Below are 19,389 nucleotides of genomic sequence, written 5' to 3'. Positions count from 1 at the left end.
GACGGTCCCTCTCGCGCTGCGGCCGGTCAGGCGCCGGCGTGGATGTAGGCGGCCCACAAGGAGGGCAGGCCGCGGTGCAGGTCGCGCAGGTCGCGGATCGTGTGGTGAAGGGCTTCGGCTGTGCGGTCGGTGTCGAGCGCACCGTTGCCAAGGTCGCTGGGTCGGCTGGCGAGTCGGGTGTAGAAGGTGTCGGCGATGGTGGCAGCGGTGTTGTCGGGGATCTCCCAGAGGGTGGCGATGACGTGGGGAAAGCCGGCGAGTTGGAAGGCGGCGCCCAGGTGGATGGCTTCATCGAGGAGCTGGGTTCCGGTGAAGGCGGTGCGGCAGGCCGAGAGGTAGGCCAGTTGGGCATGGTCGAGGCGGACGAGGGCCAGGCTGGCGACGGTCAGGGGTTCGGTGGCGTGATCGTGCAGGAGAAGGCGGCTGGCGGAGGGGTCAGCGGGGTCGTGCGTGCCGTGGCAGGCGAAGTGTGCGATCGCGCAATGGGGGAGTTGCTCGAACACCGCCGCGCGGGTGGGGATTGTCGCGAGGTCTCTTTCCGGATCGCCGGGATGCTGAGGGCCGGGTTCGATGAGCACCACGGGGCTGGGCAGACGGGCGGCCAGCCGTCCCGCTTCCTCCGCGGTGGCCCGCAGCGGTGCGGGGACGGGCAGGTCCGGGGTGGTGGGCATGGCGACGATCAGCGATCGGCCGGCTACAGCGGTCCCGGAGCGTTGGGCGGCTGTGGTGGCGGCGGCTTGCTGGCGGGCGTGATCCAGAGCACGGATGGTGGGAGTGTAGGACGAGACGACCCGGTCCATGACCGACCGGCCGCTGCCGGCCCGGTCGTGGTGTCCGGCCGCGTGCAGCGGAAGCAGGCCCAGCAGTCCGCCGGGCGCCCACCACACCCGCGGCCATGCGTCAGGGAGGACTTCGGGACCCGGCGGGCTGGTATGGCCGAGAGCGTCGAGGACTGGTTCCGCCGCGGCGTCCCACAACCAGGCAAGGACCTTTTGCAACGCCGCCTGGGCATGGACGCGGTCGGCGTGGGATTTGGTGCCATCCCCGCTCGCAGCCAATGCCCGCCGGAAGACGTCGATCTGTTCGACGACCGCGCGCTGAGTGAGGCGGGGCAGTTCGACGAGGACGACCGCGTCCCGCGCCAGGACCAGGGCGTCACTACGGTAAGTGCTGACGTTGTACGTGACGACTTGTCCGGCGGCGGCATGGCCGAGCAGCTCGCCGATGTCGGGCAGGCGCGAGAAGGAAGCGAAGCCCGGCAGGGCGCGGATCCGGTCGAGCAGCAGGTCGAACGCGGACGACAATGCGCGTCGGTCAAGAGGAACCGAAGCTGCCGGGTCCGGCGTGATCGTCGAGGGGGCCTGGTCGAGCAGTTCGCGCAGGGCGATGTATTGCGTGGCGAGATCGGGATGCCGCGCCGTCAGGTCCGTGAGGTCGCTGCGGGTGTCCAGAGCTTGGCTCAGCAGCACACCCCGCCCGGCCTCCAGCAGACGCAGAGCCCGGGTGGCCCGCTCGGACCTGGGCAGGCTCGTATCCGACAAGGCGAAAGCCGCGGCATCGGAGGCGAGCCCGGCCACGCCGCCCAGCGCGTACTGCTGGTCGCCGCGCTCGAGATGACGTGCGGCCAGCTCTGGCAGAAGCCCCACCGCGGCTTCCAACAGGTCGGCGCCACGCCGCGGGTCCCGCACTCCGGCCAGCGCGGCAGCGACCCGGCTGGCCTGAATGCGTATCGAAGGCCGGGCAGATCTCACGTCCGCCGCTTGCGCGTACGCCTCGATCGCGTCGTTCAGGTCGGCGTTCCGGGCTGATTGCTCGAACCGCATCCGCAGTGCGCCTCCCAGCCCGGTCAGATGCGCCGCACGCTCGGGGTGGTCGTCGAGGGCTGCCGCCACCGCGGCCCGCCCGGCCTCGGCCGCCTCGTCCAGGTCGGCCGGCGTCCTGGTATGCCTGAACCGGGTCTGCAAAGCAAGCCCGAGGTTCGACAGGAACATTGTGCGGGCCGCGTGGTCTTCGGGGGTCGCCGCGACGGCGTCTCGCATGGCCTGGACCGCCTCGTCCAGATCTGCCAGCGTTCCAGTACTGCTGACTCGAGCCTGGAGCACAGCCGCAAGGTTCGACAGGAAGATTCCGCGGGTCGCGTCGTCTTCGGGGGTCGCCGCTACGGCGTCTCGCATGGTCTGGACCGCCTCATCCAGATCCGCCGACGTTCCGAGCCGCCGGAATCGGGAGTGCAGTACACCTCCCAGGACCATCAGATGCACGGGACGGGCGGGGTGGTCGGCGGGGGTGACGTCGATCGCCTGTCGGGCGTGGACGATCGCCTCGTCCAGAGCCGCGAGCGCTCCGGTGCGCTCGAAGCGGCTGTGCAGCATCGACGTGAGACTGGCCAGGAACTGGGCGCGGGCGGGGTGACTCTCGGGCGTGGTCCCGACGGCCTGCCTGGAAGCCGTGATCGCGTCGTCCAGATTCTCGAGCGCTCCGGTCCGCTCGAAGCGCCGGTACAGGGCGCTCGCGAGATCCGCCAGGAACGCGGCCCGGTCAGGGTGGTCTTCAGCGGTGGCGTCGACGGCCTGGCGGCTGGCCTCGATCGCGCCGTCCACATCGGCCAGTGCTCCGGTATGCCAGAACCGGGTACGCAGAGCGATGCCGAGGTTCGCCAGGAACATGATGCGGGTGGGGTGGTCCTCAGGCATGGCCTCAACGGCCTGTCGGGAGGCGGCAACAGCCTCGTCCAGATCCTCCAACGCCCCGGTGCGCTCGAACCGGGTGCGCAGTGCGCCCCCAAGGCTTGAGACAAACCCCGCATGATACGGGGCGCTGACAGGGGAGGTTCTGACAGCTTCACGGAAGGCGGCGATCGCCTCGTCCAAGTCCCCCAGAACCCCGGTGCTCGTGAACCGCGTGCTGAGCGCGTTCCCGAGGTTCGCTAGAAACCCCGCGTGGTCGGGCTCGTCTTCGGGGGTGGCCGCGACAGATTGACGGCCGACGTCGACCGCCTCGTTCAGATCCGCCGAGTTCCCGGTACGGCCGAACCGGCTGCGCAGCGCGTTACCGAGTCCCGAGAGGAACGCGCTGCGGATCAGCTGATCGTCGGGGGTGGTCTCGACAGCCCGGCGGAAAGCGGCGATCGCCTCATCCGAATCCGCCAGGACGCCGGTGCGCTCGAACCGTAGAAACAGCGCGGTACCGAGGTTCATTGAGAACAGCGCGTGGTCCGCCTGGTTCTTTGAGGTGGTTTCGACGGCTTGGCGGCAGGCGGCGATCGATTCGTCGAGGTCTGCCGGCACTCCAGTCCGGTCGAACCGGATCTGTAGGGCGAAACCGAGCGCTGCCAGGCGCTTCCCACGGTCAACGTGGCTGTCGGGGGTGGACACGATGATCCGCTGCCACAATTGCACGGCTGCGTCCCGCGGCCCTGGATCCGTGGATCCCATCGCGGCCGTCGACAACTCCGCAGCAAAGGGTGCGCCGCGGTCGGCCAGAGTGGGCAACAAGGCATCGGGTATCACTGATTCGGAATGCATCAATACGATGAATACCGGAAGCAGCATTTCGAGTGCGGCCTCGAGATGCTCGGAATCCTCACTCGCCGACAACCCGCTGTGCCGAATATAATGCACCAGGCCTAGCCAGAGACGGGCCTCGATGGCCCCCTCGTATCCGTCACGTTCAACGAGGAGATCCGTCAGGCGCCTGATGTCCTCGGCAGCCTCCGGCTCGAACAGCCGGCGTATATCTTCGAGCCCGAAGATGCTCCGCGCAAGTCTGCGTAAAGCTTCGAGTCGATCTTCCCACTCTCCCACGATTCCCTCCCACGGCATCCCCGCCGCCTACTGGCTTCAGCAGGGTGTTCGGCCAGGTCGTCCTTCTAGTAGGTCTTGGGCTCCAGCGCCGTATGCAACTGTGCGGGAAGCTGGGATCACCCGGGCCGCGCCTCCCAAGCCTTCATCGCCGCGTCCCATCCGCCAGCCTCACATGTCTGTCACCCGATTTGTAGCGTTGGAGGTGAACTGCCTCGCGCCTAGGGATATGCCCCAGACTCCTGATTCTGCCGCGCTTTCCGTCCTAGACTCCGTCGCATGCACGCAGCGCTGCGGCGCCACTGGCCGTATTCGAGAGAGGGTGCGCCCGATGAGTGGGGAGTCTGATCTGGACACGGTTGCCACAGGCGGGCTGGACCGGAATAGAGCCGCTCTGGCGTACGTGTGCGAGCACAGGGACGAGATCCGCCAGGATCTGGCCGCGGCTGCGCCGATTCCCGGCGGGAGCGGAACGGCATTGCTGGAGGATCTGGCCGCGGCGCTGAGCGCGGGTCTGCCAGTGGCCTCGGTGCTGGATGCGATTCACAACGTGCTGCTGGACGCCGGGGACGTTCTTGGCCTGTATGGCAGGTTCGATCCGAACCCCCGCGGCCAGCCGTCTGGATTCGAGGTGACCGGTCTGCCGGTCCGGCCGCCGGATGCGGACGAGGTGGTGCTCCTGTGCCCGTCCAAGCGGTGCACCCGCAGCTCCTGGCTGATTCCCGAGCAGCAGCACTGCGCGTTCACTGGAGAAGCTCTGCGAGAAGACCGGCTGTAGTGGTGGATGCCTTCCTGGGCGAGCTGGGCAAGAAGTTGGCCGATCACTGGTTCACCCTGCTGGTGCTGCCTGGCGCCTTGTATTTGGCCGTCGCGGCCGCGGCTGACGCTCTGGGCCAGGCCCACGCCCTTGACCCGGCCCGTTTGGCCCGCCGGGTCACTGCTTGGTCGAAGGCGCCCGACGCCACTGCCGTTGGCGGCCAGATCATCGTCCTGGCTGCTGTCCTGGCCGGTGCCGGCATGGCGGGTTTGTCCGCCCAAGCAGCGGGACGTGCGTTCGAGCGGATTGCCCTGGCCGCGGACTGGACGGACTGGCCACGGCCGCTGCGAGTCGTCGCCGATCGCTTCGTCGCCCGTCGTCGTGAACGCTGGAATGCCGCCAACGCCGACTACCAGCGGCTTCGCGAACAAGCCCGCCGGGCCCGCGCCCGAGGCGAACGTCTGGAGCCCATGGAGCGCGACCGAGCTTATCGGGCCCTGATTCGCGTCTCCGAGGGCCGCCCCGAGCGGCCGACCTGGAGCGGGGACCGCATCCACGCTGTCGGTCGGCGCCTGCACGACGATCTCGGACTCGACACCGTCAGGATCTGGCCGGCCCTGTGGCTGATCCTGCCCGACGCCGTCCGCAGTGAGATCACCGCCGCCCGCACCGACCTGGCCGCCGCCGCCACCTTAACCGGCTGGGCAGTGCTTTACGTGCCGATCGCCGTGTGGTGGTGGCCCGCCGCGCTCATCGCGGTCGTGCTCGCCACCGCGGGCCGGCGGCGCATAAGAATCACCACCAACACCTACGCCCTGCTCATCGAATCCGCAGCGCGCCTGCACACCAGCGCCCTGGCTGACCAACTACGTCTCCCAGCCGACGGGCCGGCGACCGTCGGCACCGGCCAGGCCATCACCAGCCAACTCAGCGCGCACGCTTCCGATCCGTTGTCCGGCACGTGAGCCGTTCAGGTCCGATACGGAGTCTGGAACGAGCCTGGAGGGTTCACGGCGATGACGGCCCCGACAGGCGAGACGGCTATGCCCCGGCGTGCAGGTGGGAAGCCCACACCGAGGGCAGGTTGGGATGGCGTTCCCGAAGTGTGCGTACCGTGTCGTGCAGCGCTCTGGCAGAGCGATCAGGATCGAGTACCCGTCGGCCGGCTGCGTCGGGCGCGGTGAGGTTGGCGTAGAAGGCTTCAGCGATGTCGACCGCGATAAGGTCGGAGATCTCCCACGAAGCAGCGACCACATGCGGGAATCCGGCCTGCTGGAATGCCCCCGCCAGATGGATGGCCTCATCCAGCAGCTCGGAGACGTGAAACGCGGTGCGGCAGGCCGAAAGGAAAGCCAACCGCGCTTCGTCCAGCCGTATATGGCTCAGACTGTTGACAGTCAGGGGTGAGGTCGCATGGTCATGCAGGAGTAGGCGGCTGCGTGAAGGGTCGGCGGTGTCGTGGGCGCCGTGGCAGGCAAAGTGAACGAATGCGCACCGGGGCAGTTCGTCGAGCAGGGCCCGGAGGGTCGGGGTCGCGGGTGCCGAGCCGGATGGCGGCACCGGCCCGTCCGAATCGGGTTCGATCATGAGGATGGGATTGGGAAGAATGGTCGCGAGAAGCGCGGACTCGCGCTTGGCGCCTGGCAATGGAGCTGGTTCGGGAAGATCCGGCGTGGTGGGCATGGCCACGATCAGGGACTTCGCCTCGGCTCCTGCGCGGCAGGCGGCGGCTTTCTGGCGTGCGTAACCAAGGGCACGGATGGTGGGCGTGTAGGAGGACACCACCCGGTCTATGACTGCGTTTCCTTGATTCTTGGGATCGTGGCGTCCGGCAGCGTGCACTGGTAGCAGGCTGAGCAGGCCGCCGGTCGCCCACCACACCCGTGGCCACTCCTGCATGGCGGTCGGACCCTGATGGTGACCGAGCTCCTTGAGGACGGGCTCGGCGGCTACATCCCACAGCCAGCCGAGGACGTCGCGGACAGTGCCCTGGGCCTTGGCCCGGTGGGCACTGGAGGCGGATCTGTCGTGTGACTGCTCCAGTGCGTCATGGAAGGCGTAGATCTGTGTGACCACGGTGGCTCGGTCAAGGCCGGGCAGCGGGATCGCTGTTATCCCAGCGTCGGTGAGCAAGAGCGCATCGCTGCGGTAGGAGCTGACGTTGAAGGTGACGATCGGTCCTTCGGACGCATGAGCGAGGAGTTCTTCCGCGGAGAGGTGTCGGCCGAAGGACGAAAAACCGGGAAGCGCGCGGATGTCTTCAAGCAACTCGTCGAACTGTGCGGCCACCGTGCGCAGGTCGACTTCCGAAGGCCGGCCATCCGGCAAGTCGTCCGCCGTGGCGGGGGCGCTGTTCAAGAGGGCGCACAACGTGGCGTAGCGTCCAGCGCGGTCGGGGTGTTCGTCGTACAGGTCTGTCAGGTCGCTGCGAGTCTCCAGCGCCTGGCTCAGCAAGACTGAACGGCCTGACTCCAACAGGGTCAAGGCCTGTGCTGCGCGCTGCTGCTCGGACAACCGCGTGTCCGCGAGGGCGAAGGCGGCGGCGTCCGAAGCAAGCCCTGCGAGGCCGTCGAGGGCGTATTGCTGGTCAGAGCGCTCCAGATAGCGTGGAGTCAGCTCATGCAGCAGGCCGACGGCGGTGGCGAGTACGTCCGTGCTGAGCGACTGGTTGAGGTCGCCTCCCAGATAGACAGCCTGATGCGCCGCTCGCACCCGGATATACGGGCTCGCGGACGCTACATCGACAGCCGCGGCGAACTGCTCGAACGCGTCGAGCGCATCAGGCGTTCGGCCGAACAGCTCGAAGCGGCCACGAAGCGCCGTTCCGAGCATCCACAAGCAAACGGCACGATCCGGGTGGTCCGGTGGGCTGGCCAGGACCGCGGCCCGGCCGGTCTCGATCGCTTCGTCCAGATCAGCGGCGGCTCCCGGCTGTTTGGAGCGGACCATCAGGACGCCTACAAGGATCGTCATGTACCTCACGCCGCTGATTAGGTCTGGTGCAGTCGCCGCTACCGCGGAACGGGAAGCTTCGATGGCCTCGTCCAGATCGCCGATCGCTTCTGACCGCTCGAAGCGGACCCGTAGTGCATTGCCGAGATTCGACAGATACCCGGGACGCTTAGGGTGGTCTGGTGGGCTGGTCAGGACCGCGGCACGGCCGGTTTCGATGGCTTCGTTCAGATCGTCGATCGTTCCCGACCGCTCGAAGCGGGCCCGAAGCGCCATGCCGAGATTCGACAAGTATCCGGGACGTTGCGGGTGGTCTGGTGGGCTGGCCAGGACTGCGGCACGGCCGGTTTCGATAGCCTTGTCCAGATCGTCGATCGCTCCTGACCGCTCGAAGCGGACCCGTAGCGTTACACCGAGATTCGATAGGCGCATCGCGCGGCCAGCGGCGTCCAAGGAGGTGGCGCGCACCGCGGCCTGCATGGCATCGATCGCCTCGTCCAGGTCGGCGGTCACCCCGGTTCTTTCGAACCGGGTGAACAGGGTGATCCCAAGGTGCGAAGTGTATGCGGCTTGATCGGTGCTGCCTTGAGGGGCGGTTTGGACGGCGGCCCGGGCCGCGTCGATCGACTCATCCAGGTCGGTGGCCGCTCCCGCATCCGAGTAACGAGTGAACAGAGCGCTCGCCAGATCCCACAAGTACGTCGCTCGGGCCAGATCGCTGCGCGATTCGATCTGGATCGCGAAGCGACCCACGTCGATTGCCCGATCCAAGTCCGGCATCGCCGCCGACAGGTCGAAGCGATCACTCAGCAGCCTCCCAAGGTGCGAGACAATCGCGGCCCGGTCCGCTTCCGGGATATACTCTGCGGTGATTGCTGGGAGCCCGTCAGTCTGTTGGAATTCCAATTCCTGTAGCGCTCGGCGCACATCGGCGATTGAACCTGAAGATGCGAATCTGGTAAGCAGCGCGCTTACCAGATTCCATGAGGATTCTTCTCGTGTAGCACCGCTCGGTGGCTGGGACCGGAGGGCGGTATCGAATGCCTCGATCGCTGCGTCAAGATCGACGGGAGTCCCTGCCCGTTCATAGCGGGCGAGTAGTGCGATCCCCAGGTTCAGGAGCATCGGAGGGCGATCGGTGCTGCCTGTCGCGCCGGCTTTCACCGCGGCGCGGGTCGTCTTGATCGCCGCGTTCAGGTCTGCCTCACGCCCCGCATGTTTGAACCGGCTGAACAGTGCATCCCCCAGGTTCATCAGAATCCTGGCCCGCATGGGATGATCCGGCTGGCTCGTCAGAATCGCAGCACGATGGGCTCTGATCGCCGACTCGACGTCGATGATCGCGCCCGAACTCTCGAAGCGCTTGGTCAGTGCCTCCCCAAGGAGCGTCAGGCGCTTCACGCCGTCGGGGTGGCCTGCTGGAATCCCCTGCACCGCGGCTTGCAATGCCCTGATGGCCGCGTCCAGATCGTCGGGGGCGCCCAGGTGTTCGAAACGACAGAACAACGCAAGGCCGAGATTCTGTTGGTGATCGGCATATTTGGTGGATCGATACCCGTCAAGGCCTACGTGCGCGAAGTCGGTGACCTCCACGATGCGCTGCCAGAGATTCACGGCAGCGTCAAGGCGTACCGGCTCCCGCGACGCATACGCACCAAAAAGCAGGGTGACCGCCGGCGGCGCAGCTAGATCCGCTATCTGCGGCAGTAGCCACTCGGGCAGCTCCGAAACAGCATCCTCCGAGACGGAGAACACTTGCACAAAGTAAGACAGTGTATTGTAAAGCTCGATGCCGCCCTCGCTGCGCGGCAGCGCAATAAAGCGGCGCCAACGCAGCCAGCCCAGCGTGCGTAGCGCGTCGAGAGCCTTTTGGCTTCCCGGAGCGAGTGCGGCGACCGCGCTGTCCAGGGCCTCGATCAGATCGGTCACCTCAGACGTAAGAAGCAGTTCAAGATTATCGGAATCGTTAGTGCTGTCCAGGAGCGCGCATGCCGCGCTGAGTCGTTCCTCGAACACGCCCACCTGAACCCCCACCTGGTTTCGGCTGCCGATATCTGCGAGCGTAGTACTTCAGGACCCATGGATACCCGCACTCGAGCAATCCGCAGCAAGGCGGCCCACACTGGCATCGGACGGTGACTTCGGCCGAGATCCGGCAAGATGTACGCCCGCGACGTGGGCACGACACCGCCAGTGCCAAGGCCGCTGCGCACCTGCTGCTGGCACTCGAGGTGCTCGAGAGCGAAGACGGCATCCCGACACTCACCATCTGGACCGACAAATGATTTATTGGGAAGCCGAGATCTCTCGGATGAAGTTTGCGAAGCGCGCGGTTGAGGCTGCCGAACAAGATCACCCTTGGCGTGTCGAGTCGCCGCGCGATCCTGCTACGCCTCAAGCGTTGCGCGAAATGGAGCGAGTCGTGAGGCGCCCTCTCGATCGGGACTATCTGGATTTCCTGCTCCATGCGGATGGCTGGCCCGCCTTCTTGCAGGATATCGACCTTTTTGGCGCTTGTGATATTGGTGGTGAAGCGCTAAGCGAGGCAAGGGAAATGATTCAGTATCTGGAGCCGGAGGTGCTCGTTTGTCCTTTGGATTGCTGGTGTGGTCGTTGAGCGGTACGCGGGGTTCCATGCGTTTTTTCGAGGCGATGATCTCCGAGAATGCTGATGAAGCGGAAGCGGAAGCGATCCGCAACGGCTGGGCGTGACCCCAGGCTTGCTTGAGGCTGTGAGCTGCGGTTCTCTGTGAGTTTGGGTGGACGTGCGAACCCGCGCGCGGTGGAGACCGGTGCCCGTCAATGCCGCAGCGCCCAGCCGCCCGCGCTACCGTGGTCCAATGCCCGCATCCACTCCGGCGACGCCCGGCGCGACGCCCGGCGCGACGCCGAAGCCTGTACCCGACGGCCCGGAGTTGGCCCGTCTGGAGGTCGCGTTGTCGGCGCTGGTGCGGTGGAGTGAGAGTAAGTACACGCGGGCTGAGGTGGTTCGGCGGTCCGGCGCTGACATTCCGGCCAGTGCGCTGCGCTTGCTGGAGCACTTCGATGTCGCCGGGGCGATGCGGGTCTCGGACATCGCGGAGTGTTTGCGGATCGACATCTCGACGGTCTCCTTGCAGCTGCGTCAGCTCAAGGCGGACAGCCTCGTCAGTCGGCATCGCGACCCGTCGGATGGCCGCTCGGGCGTTATCGCCATCACGCCGCATGGTCGCGAGGTGCTGGAGCGCGTGCGTGCGGCGCGGCGCGAGCTGCTCGCGGAGGCGTTCACCCAGGTCACGCCCGATGAGCTCGGGCAGGCTGCCGACATCCTCATGCAGGTTCAGGACCGCATGCTCGCCGGGATGGTCGAGGCCGGATACGTGGTCGCGGTCGACTGACCGGGCTCGTCGCGCGGTTCGGTCCGGCCCCGGATATCCCTGTCGACCTCGGCGGTCCCACTCGGCGATACCGGGTGGTCTCAGCAGATGATCGTGCCTGGAGATCGCTTGCCGGGGTCCGCGGGCATCTGTTTTGATTGATAAAACTAGTTGAACTTTTCCGGCGGCCGCCGAGCGCACCGTTCGTATGCCCTCTGAGTCTTCTAGTTCCTTTGAGCCGCCGCCCCACCTCATCCCGCACCGAAGGATTCGCCATGCCCACCCGGAGATCGATCCTGCTCGCGTCCGCCGCCCGGCTGGCCGCTGTGGCCGCCGCGGCCGCCATGACCACCGCCCTCGCAGCCTGCGGCAGTGGAGGCGGTTCGCCTGCTTCCGCCCTCGGAAACGCGGAGGCCGCGGGCACCCCGGTCGACGGCGGGAAGCTCACCTACGCCATGGATCAGGAGCCTGACTGCATCGATCCGCACGTCAGCGGGCTCGACGCCGTCGCGGTCATCGACCGGAACATCGTGGACTCCCTGGTGGCGCAAGCCCCCGACGGCACGATCGTGCCGTGGCTGGCCACCTCGTGGACCACCTCGGCGGATCTGAAGACCTACACCTTCAAGCTGCGCCCGGGTGTCACCTTCCACGACGGCACGCCGCTCGACGCCGCCGCCGTGAAGGCCAACCTCGACGACATCGCCGCCCCGGCCACCAAGTCGCACTACGCGGTGTCGCTGCTCGGCCCGTACGCCGGCTCGACCGTGGTCGACCCGGCCACCGTGCAGGTCCATTTCGAGCGGCCCTTCGCGCCGTTCCTCCAGGCCGCGTCCACCACCTTCCTCGGCCTGCTCGCGCCCGCCGACCTCGGCCGGTCCGCCGACGACCGGTGCCACACCGCGGTGGGCAGCGGCCCGTTCTCCTTCGCCGCGTGGAACCCGCACAACAGCGTCGTGCTCGACCGCAGCCCCGCCTACGCGTGGGCCCCGGCGTTCTCGGCCAATCAGAAGGCGGCCCACCTGTCCCGGGTGACGTTCCGGTTCCTGCCCGACGACTCGGTCCGGGTCGGCGCGCTCACCAGCGGCCAGGCCGATCTCGTGCAGAACGTACCGCCGACCTCTGCGAAGTCGGTGACGGCGAACCCGTCTCTGCGCCTGTTGACCAAGGACTCCCCGGGCGGCACCTACACCCTGTTCCTGAAGACCTCTGACGGTCCCCTCGCCGACGAGCGCGTGCGCATAGCCCTGCAACGCAGCCTCGATGTGGAGACCATCGTCGGCGCGGCCTCGGCGAACCAGTTCACCCGCGCCTGGAGCGAGATCGGCCCGACCACCGCCGGGTACGACAAGGCGACCGAGGGCAGCTGGCCCTACGACGCGGCACTGGCCGGCCGACAGCTCGACGCCGCCGGGTGGACCGCCCGCGACTCCGAGGGCTACCGCACCAAGGACGGCAAGCGCCTGGTGCTCACCTGGCTCCAGAACGCCCAGGGCGGCAAGCGGGCCCAGACCAACGCCACGATCGCGCAGCTCGTTCAGGCGGCGGCCAAGTCCGTCGGGATCCAGATCCAGCTGGACCCGGTCCCGGTCGGCACGTACCTCAAGCGCGCCTACGACACCCACGACTACGACCTCTTCTCCTCCAGCTACGGCGGCGAGGACCCGGACGAACTGCGCCTGGCCTTCGCCTCCAGCACCCGCCCGAAGGACGGCACCCCGAACGGCAACGTCTCGCTCATCGCCGACCCCCAGCTCGACGCCTGGCTGGACGCCGGGGCCACGACGCTCGATCCGGCGGCCCGCGCGAGCAGCTACGCCAAGGTGCAGGCCTACGTCAACCAGCACGCGGTGGCGATTCCGCTGTACGCACCGACCGCCATCGACGCCACGACGGCCAAGGTCCACGGCCTGACCTGGGACATCGGCGCGTACCCGCTGCTCCAGGCCGCCTGGCTCGCGCCGTGAGCCGGACGGACCCGGCCCCGGACGGCGCGGGGCGGAGCAGGCCCGCCGTCCCGTGGTGGCTGGCCCGCCGCCTCGCCTCCGGAGCCTTCGTGCTGCTCGGCGCGGCGACCGTCGCCTTCGCCGCGCTGCACCTGCTCCCCGGCGATCCGGTGGCCACCGTCCTGGGCGGCGAGCCCGCCACCCCGGCCGTCGTCCGGCAGGTCCGCGCCGAGCTGGGCGTGGGCCGGCCGTGGCCCGCCGAATACCTGCGCTTCCTCGGCCGGATGGCCACCGGCGACCTCGGCTTCTCCCACCAGCTCAACGAACCGGTCGGCCGGGTCGTCGGCGACCAGCTCGACTCCACGGTCGCCCTGGCCGCCGCCGCGGCCGCGCTCGGCATCCTCGGCGCGCTGGCCTCGGCGCTGGCGACCGCCGGCCCCGGACGCCGGTTCCGGCGGCTCGCGGTCGGCGGACTGGAACTCGTGGCGGTGTCGACGCCCACCTTCTGGTCGGCGATCCTGCTGCTCACGCTGTTCTCCTTCCGGCTGCACCTGTTCCCGGTCGTCGGCGGCGACGGCCTGGCGGGACTGGTGCTGCCGACGCTGACCCTCGCGCTGCCGATCGCCGCGGTCCTCGGCCGGCTGCTGCGCGAGGAGCTGGATCGCGCACTGGCCCAGCCCTTCGCGGTGACGGCCCGGGCCCAAGGGCTGCGCGAGAGCCGTATCCGGTCCCGGTACGCGCTGCGCCACGCGGCGTTGCCCGCCGTCACCCTGTCCGGCTGGATCATCGGCAGCCTGCTGTCCGGCGCCGTGCTCGTCGAGACGGTCTTCGGCCGGCCCGGCATCGGCCGCGTCGCCCAGGAGGCGATCTTCGACGGAGACCTCCCCGTCGTGGTCGGCGTCGTCATGCTGTCCGCCGCCGTGTTCGTCGTGCTGAACATCGTCGTCGACACGCTGTACCTGCTCATCGACCCGCGCCTGCGCGCGGCCTAGCGTTCGGAGCCGCACCTCCATGACCACCGTGTCACTCCCGCCCGCCGGCCGGGCACGCTCCGGCGTCCGCGCCGGGCCGGCGCTCGCCGCGGCCGGGTTCGCCGCCCTCGTGCTGCTCGCCGCCTTCCCCGGCGCACTGGCCCCCTACGCGCCCGACGCCGTGGACCCGCTGCACGCTCTTAGCGCACCCGGCGGAGGTCACTGGCTGGGCAGCGACCAGCTCGGCCGCGACGTGTTCTCCCGGATCGTCTACGGAGCACGGCCGTCGTTGGTCATCGGTGTCGGCGCCACCGCGGTCGGAGTCACCGCGGGAACGGTGCTCGGCCTGCTCGCGGCCCTGTCCGGGCCGCGCGTCGACGCCGTGCTGATGCGGATCACCGACGTCCTGCTGGCCTTCCCTCCGCTGCTGCTGGCGCTGCTCATCGTCGCCCTGTCCGGGCCCGGCATCCGCAACGCGACCCTGGCGGTGGCCGTCGCCGTCGTCCCGGCCTACGCGCGCATCCTGCGAGCGCAGGCCCTGGTCGTGCGCCGTGCCGACTACGTCCAGGTGGCCACGGGTCTGGCGATCCCCTGGCCGCGGGTAGTGGCACGGCACGTGCTGCCGAACTCCGTCGGACCGGTCTTGGTCCTCGCCACCATCGGCCTCGGCGAATCCATCCTGGCCGGCGCCGCGCTGAGCTTTCTCGGCCTCGGGCCCCGGCCGCCGTCGCCGGAGTGGGGGACCATGCTCTCCGACGGCCGCGACTACCTGGACCAGGCCTGGTGGATCGCCGTCTTCCCCGGCCTCGCCGTCACCGCCGCCGTCACAGCCCTGACCGCACTGGGCCGACGGCTCCAGACCAGGGTCCGCGACGGAGCCCCGCGATGACTGGCCCCGCGATGACCGACCCCGCGATGACCGGCCCCGCGCCCCTGCTCGACGTCGACGAGCTGCACGTCGACTTCGACCTCGCCGGACGGCGCGTCGCGGCGGTCCGCGGCGTGTCCCTCACCCTGCGGGCCGGGCAGTGCCTCGGCGTCGTCGGCGAGTCCGGATCCGGCAAGAGCGTCACCGCCCGCGCCCTGCTCGGCCTCGCCGGCGACACCGCCACGGTCCGCGCCGGCCGTCTCCGCCTCGGCGACCGCGACCTCAGCGGCCTGAGTGGGAACGAGTGGCGGGACGTCCGCGGACGCGAGATCGGCCTGGTGCTCCAGGACGCGCTCGCCTCCCTGGACCCCCTTCGCCGCGTCGGCGCCCAGATCGCCGGGCCGCTCCGCGCGCACGGCCGACTGTCGCGCCAGGACGTCGACGCCCGCGTCCGGGAGCTGCTGGGCGTCGTCGGCCTCACCGACCCCACGATCGCCCGCCGCTATCCGCACCAGCTGTCCGGCGGCCAACGGCAACGCGCGCTGATCGCGTCCGCCATCGCCTGCCGGCCGGCGCTGCTGATCGCCGACGAGCCGACCACGGCGCTCGACGCCACCGTGCAGGCGCGGATCCTCGACCTGCTCGCCGAGATCAAGGCGGCCGGCACGGCCTTGCTGCTCATCAGCCACGACCTGGGCGTGGTGGCGCGGCTTGCCGACGACGTCGCGGTCATGCACCAGGGCCGCGTTGTCGAGACCGGCCCGACCGGTCGGCTGCTCACCGATCCTCAGCACGCTCATACTCGTGAGCTCATCGCCGCCGTGCCCAGTGCGCGACCGAAGGTGGCGCCGCCGTCGCCGCTAACGCCACCAACGCCACCAACGCCACCAACGCCACCAATGTCCCCATCGCCGCCAAAGCCACTGCCGACGCCGGTCACCAGCTCCGGCACCAGCTCCGGCGCCGAAGCCACGTCACCCATTCCCGACCGCCAGCCGCTGCTCACCGCCGACGGAATCACCAAGTCGTTCGCCACCCGGCGCGGGCCCCACCCCGCGGTCCGCGACGTCTCGTTCCACCTGCAAGCCGGCGAAGTCCTCGGTCTGGTGGGCGAGTCCGGATCCGGAAAGTCGACGCTCGCACGCATCGTCCTGGCCGCCGCCGAGCCGGACGCCGGGCAGGTCACGCTCGACGGCCGCCCCTGGTCCGGCGTTCCCGAACGCCGACGCCGCGACCTGCGACGCACCATCCAAGGCGTCCATCAGGACCCGTTGTCGTCCTTCGACCCGCGGTTCACCGTCGAGCAGATCATCGGCGAAGCCCTCACCGGCCCGACGGGACACCGGGCCCGGGACGCGCGCCGCGAACAGATCACCGCGCTGCTCGACGGGGTCGGGCTCGCGCCGGACCTGCTGGCGCGCCGCCCCCTGGAACTGTCCGGCGGCCAGCGCCAGCGCGTCGCGATCGCCCGCGCGCTCGCCCCCGGGCCCCGGGTCCTGATCTGCGACGAACCGGTCTCGGCGCTCGACGTGACGATCCAGGCCCAGATCCTCGACCTGCTGGCTGGTCTGCGGCGCGACCGCGGGCTCGCGATCCTGTTCATCTCCCACGACCTGGACGTCGTCCGGCACATCAGCGACCGCGTCGCGGTGATGCGGGACGGCCGGATCGTGGAGACCGGCGAGACCGAGTCCGTCTTCGCCGACCCGCGCCACGACTACACCCGGGCGCTCCTCGACGCAGTGCCCCGGTCGGCACTGCTTTCCGCGACACCAGCTCCCTGAAAGGAACCCCATGCCCACGACAGTCATCACCGGAGGCACCGACGGCATCGGCCGCGCCCTCGCCACCACCTATCTGGCGCGCGGCCACGACGTGCTCGTCGTCGGTACCAGCACGGCGAAGGGCGAGGAGTTCCTAGCCGCCGCCGAACACGCCGGCGCGGGCGGACGTGCGCACTTCCTCCAGGCCGACCTGAGCCTGGTGGCGGAGAACCGGCGGGCCGTGGAATGGATCGCGTGCAACCATCCGTCGATAGACGTCCTGGTACTGGGCGCGCGGTTCCACCGCTCGACCCGGACGCAGACCTCGGACGGATTCGAGAGCAACTTCGCCCTCTACTACCTGAGCCGCTATCTGTTCAGCCACGGCCTGGCCGAGGCACTCGGCCACGCCGAACGCGCGGTGGTGCTCAACTTCGGCGGCGCCGGCCTGACCGGTCCGGTGCGCTGGGACGACCTGCAACTGCGGCGCGGCTACTCCGGCACCGGCGGCCTCGGGCACAGCGCGGCGTTGTGCGACCTGCTGGGCGTCCACTTCACCCGCCTGTACCAGGACTCCGCGATCGACTACGTGCTCAACCACCCCGGCGTGGTGTCGACGAGCTTCGCGGGAGAGTACGAACCGGCGACGGCGGCCCACGTCGACGGCCTGCGGGTCTCCGGCAAACCGGTCTCCCAAGCCGTCGAGCAGATCCTGCCGTTCCTGGACACCCCGCCGACCCGCCTGACCGCGGTGCTGGAGGGCCAGCGCGTGAGCACGAGCACCGCCGCGTTCGACCCCGGCGACGCCGCGCGGCTCCACGACGTCACCGAGAACCTGCTCGCCGGACTGTGAGGTGGGTGAGGTGATCGCCGCGACGGACTCTGTTTGATTGGAGGCCGGAGCAACGGCGTCCGGGGCAGCACGAACACGCAGTGAAACAGCGATGAAGCACGTACCTACCGCCTACGCGGCACAAGCCCCGTCTCGAACGCGATGATCGCCAAGTGAACGCGGTCCCGAGCTTCGAGCTTGGCGAACAGGCGCGCGACGTGGGTCTTCGCCGTCGCCGCGCTGATCACCAGCTGCTCGGCGATCTCAGCGTTCGACAGTCCCCGTCCGACCAGCGCCAGTACCTCGCGCTCCCGGTCGGTGATCTCCGCGAGGAGGCGCGTGTCCGCTGCGGGCTCGGCCTCCGGTTCGGGGGCCGCCGCGGCTGCTCCGGTGAAGTCCGCGATCAGCCGTCGGGTCACGCTTGGTGCGATCAGTGCGTCGCCGGCGGCCACCACGCGGATCGCTTCCAGGATCGCGTCCAGGGCGGTGCTCTTGAGCAGGAAGCCGCTGGCCCCGGCGCGCAGTGCGCCGTAGACGTACTCGTCGTCGTCGAAGGTCGTCAGTATCAGCACCCTGGGCGGGTCCGGCTCGGCGGTCGACTGGCGGGTCGCCTCGATCCCGTCCATGCCCGGCATCCGGATGTCCATCACCACGACGTCCGGCCGCAGCTCGCGTACCAGGCGTACCGCCTCGTGGCCGTCGGCGGCCTGACCGACCACCTCCAGGTCGTCGGTGTCGCCGATCAGGATCGCGAGGCCGACCAGCATCAGCGGCTGGTCGTCGGCCAGCAGTACCCGCACGCTCACGCCGGGAGCCTCGCCGTCACCCGGAATCCGCCTTCCGGACGGCGGCCGGCGCTGAACTGGCCGGACAGCAGCGTCACCCGCTCGCGCATGCCGAGCAGACCGAAGCCGCTGCCGCCGGCCGCCGCCGCGAACTTCGGGCGGCCCGGCCCGCCGAGGCTGTCGTCCCCGTCGTCCACCACCTCGATCCGCACTCCGGTCGGCTCGTAGCCGACCGCGACCCGGCATGCGCGCGCCCCGGAATGCCGCACCACGTTCGTCACCGACTCCTGGATGATCCGGAACGCCGACAGCTCGATCTCCGGCGGCAGTGGACGGCGCTCGCCGCGCCAGGTCACGTGCACCCGCACCCCGGCGCCGGCCGTGCGTTCGGCGAGTTGCGGGACGTCGGCCAGGCTGCCGGCCGGCGCCAGCGGAGCGGCCTGCGGCATGGCGTCGTCCGGCTCGGCGCGGCGGAGTGCCCCGAGCATGCGTTGCAGCTCCAGCAGTGTCTCCCGGCTGGTGGTCTCGATGCCGGTCAGCGCCTGCCGCGTCTGCTCGGGCTTGGTGTCCACGACGCGCGCCGCCGCCCCCGACAGCACCGTGATGATCCCGATGCTGTGCGCGACGCTGTCGTGCAGTTCGCGGGCGATGCGCAGCCGCTCGGCCATGACGACGCGCGCCGCGGTCTGCTCCTGAAGCGCGTCGAGGTATTCACGGCGTTTGCGATGCACCCTGCCGAAGACCCACGCCACCGCGAACCACACCGCGATCCACCCGGACCACTCGACCGCGTCCCTGAGGTGCTGCCCGTGGATGTGGGTGTCGTTGACGAACGCGGCCGCGACGCCCGCGACGGAGCCGACGGCAGCAGCCTTCGGCCGCCGGGCGGCGAGGTATCCGACCAGGGCGACGAGCAGGACGAACACGATGTCGGGCCGCGCGCCGAAGGCGTCGCCGAGGACTGCTTCGCCCAGGATCGTCCAGAAGACGGTCGTCGGCAGACGCCGCACCAGCAGCAGCGGAAGGGCGACCACGACGCACAGCGCCAGCATCTGGAGGGGCCCGAGGTCGGGGAACCGGAACAGGCCGTCGTAGTGCACAAACTTGGGAGGAGGCATCATCCAGGCGAGAGCCAGCGCGTAGAAGCAGGCAGCGGCCAGCACCAAGGCCTGTGACGAAAGCCAGGTCACGCGCTTCGATGTCGAGAGACGCTGGAGAAGCTCATCCATACGGAGATCGTATTCAGTGGTGTCGGCGCCGCGCGTCGCCCCGGGGATGTACGCCGGATACGTCCGCGGGGCGATGGCCTGGGAAGAGTGACATCCGGCGGCCGACGCGGCGGGCCGCGGTCTGTTCCTA

The 19,389-nt window shown here is 69.3% G+C and carries 14 protein-coding genes; 10 read left to right on the top strand and 4 right to left on the bottom strand.

Features of this window, described 5'->3' with window-relative positions:
* Nucleotides 1-26: 26 nt before the first annotated feature.
* On the bottom strand, nucleotides 27-3,803 hold the full coding sequence (locus ABD481_RS25795) for a CHAT domain-containing tetratricopeptide repeat protein (RefSeq protein ID WP_344668330.1): 3,777 nt from the start codon (nucleotides 3,801-3,803) through the stop codon (nucleotides 27-29).
* A gap of 319 nt (nucleotides 3,804-4,122) precedes the next feature.
* Here ABD481_RS25795 and ABD481_RS25790 point away from each other — a divergent pair, with 319 nt between their 5' ends.
* Nucleotides 4,123-4,578, top strand: a complete 456-nt coding sequence (locus ABD481_RS25790; RefSeq protein ID WP_344668329.1) for a hypothetical protein — start codon at nucleotides 4,123-4,125, stop codon at nucleotides 4,576-4,578.
* Complete coding sequence (locus ABD481_RS25785; RefSeq protein WP_344668328.1) at nucleotides 4,578-5,522, top strand: hypothetical protein; 945 nt, start codon at nucleotides 4,578-4,580, stop codon at nucleotides 5,520-5,522. The genes ABD481_RS25790 and ABD481_RS25785 overlap by 1 nt, the downstream gene beginning before the upstream one ends.
* A 76-nt stretch (nucleotides 5,523-5,598) precedes the next feature.
* On the opposite strand, the gene ABD481_RS25780 is transcribed toward ABD481_RS25785, so the two are convergent.
* Nucleotides 5,599-9,531 (bottom strand): CHAT domain-containing protein, encoded by a 3,933-nt coding sequence (locus ABD481_RS25780; RefSeq protein ID WP_344668327.1) that lies wholly within the window; start codon nucleotides 9,529-9,531, stop codon nucleotides 5,599-5,601.
* A 113-nt stretch (nucleotides 9,532-9,644) separates the two neighbouring features.
* Between ABD481_RS25780 and ABD481_RS25775 the strand changes: the two genes are divergently transcribed.
* From ABD481_RS25775 to ABD481_RS25740, 8 genes are all read left to right on the top strand, one after another.
* Nucleotides 9,645-9,794 (top strand): hypothetical protein, encoded by a 150-nt coding sequence (locus tag ABD481_RS25775; RefSeq protein ID WP_344668326.1) that lies wholly within the window; start codon nucleotides 9,645-9,647, stop codon nucleotides 9,792-9,794.
* The gene (locus ABD481_RS25770; RefSeq protein WP_344668325.1) at nucleotides 9,791-10,126 is read left to right on the top strand and encodes an enolase-like domain-containing protein; all 336 of its coding nucleotides are present in this window, start codon (nucleotides 9,791-9,793) and stop codon (nucleotides 10,124-10,126) included. Before ABD481_RS25775 ends, ABD481_RS25770 begins: the two co-directional genes overlap by 4 nt.
* Nucleotides 10,127-10,349: 223 nt before the next feature.
* The gene (locus ABD481_RS25765) at nucleotides 10,350-10,886 is read left to right on the top strand and encodes a MarR family winged helix-turn-helix transcriptional regulator (RefSeq protein WP_344668324.1); all 537 of its coding nucleotides are present in this window, start codon (nucleotides 10,350-10,352) and stop codon (nucleotides 10,884-10,886) included.
* Between the two features lie 254 nt (nucleotides 10,887-11,140).
* Nucleotides 11,141-12,832 (top strand): ABC transporter substrate-binding protein, encoded by a 1,692-nt coding sequence (locus tag ABD481_RS25760; RefSeq protein ID WP_344668323.1) that lies wholly within the window; start codon nucleotides 11,141-11,143, stop codon nucleotides 12,830-12,832.
* Complete coding sequence (locus ABD481_RS25755) at nucleotides 12,829-13,803, top strand: ABC transporter permease (RefSeq protein ID WP_344668322.1); 975 nt, start codon at nucleotides 12,829-12,831, stop codon at nucleotides 13,801-13,803. Before ABD481_RS25760 ends, ABD481_RS25755 begins: the two co-directional genes overlap by 4 nt.
* Before the next feature lie 19 nt (nucleotides 13,804-13,822).
* Nucleotides 13,823-14,671 carry an ABC transporter permease gene (locus tag ABD481_RS25750; protein WP_344668321.1) on the top strand — a complete coding sequence of 283 codons (849 nt, stop codon included), beginning with the start codon at nucleotides 13,823-13,825 and terminating at the stop codon, nucleotides 14,669-14,671.
* The gene (locus ABD481_RS25745; RefSeq protein WP_344668320.1) at nucleotides 14,668-16,434 is read left to right on the top strand and encodes a dipeptide ABC transporter ATP-binding protein; all 1,767 of its coding nucleotides are present in this window, start codon (nucleotides 14,668-14,670) and stop codon (nucleotides 16,432-16,434) included. The genes ABD481_RS25750 and ABD481_RS25745 overlap by 4 nt, the downstream gene beginning before the upstream one ends.
* 10 nt (nucleotides 16,435-16,444) lie before the next feature.
* Entirely contained in the window at nucleotides 16,445-17,266 is an 822-nt protein-coding gene (locus tag ABD481_RS25740) for an SDR family NAD(P)-dependent oxidoreductase (RefSeq protein ID WP_344668319.1), read from the top strand.
* Between the two features lie 104 nt (nucleotides 17,267-17,370).
* On the opposite strand, the gene ABD481_RS25735 is transcribed toward ABD481_RS25740, so the two are convergent.
* Together ABD481_RS25735 and ABD481_RS25730 are read right to left on the bottom strand one after the other, a co-directional pair.
* The gene (locus ABD481_RS25735; RefSeq protein ID WP_344668318.1) at nucleotides 17,371-18,051 is read right to left on the bottom strand and encodes a response regulator transcription factor; all 681 of its coding nucleotides are present in this window, start codon (nucleotides 18,049-18,051) and stop codon (nucleotides 17,371-17,373) included.
* On the bottom strand, nucleotides 18,048-19,259 hold the full coding sequence (locus ABD481_RS25730; protein ID WP_344668317.1) for a sensor histidine kinase: 1,212 nt from the start codon (nucleotides 19,257-19,259) through the stop codon (nucleotides 18,048-18,050). The genes ABD481_RS25735 and ABD481_RS25730 overlap by 4 nt, the downstream gene beginning before the upstream one ends.
* Between the last annotated feature and the right edge of the window lie 130 nt (nucleotides 19,260-19,389).

This window comes from Catenulispora yoronensis, assembly GCF_039531695.1.
Lineage (GTDB): Bacteria > Actinomycetota > Actinomycetes > Streptomycetales > Catenulisporaceae > Catenulispora > Catenulispora yoronensis.
This window is presented reverse-complemented; position numbering and strand designations above follow the sequence as displayed.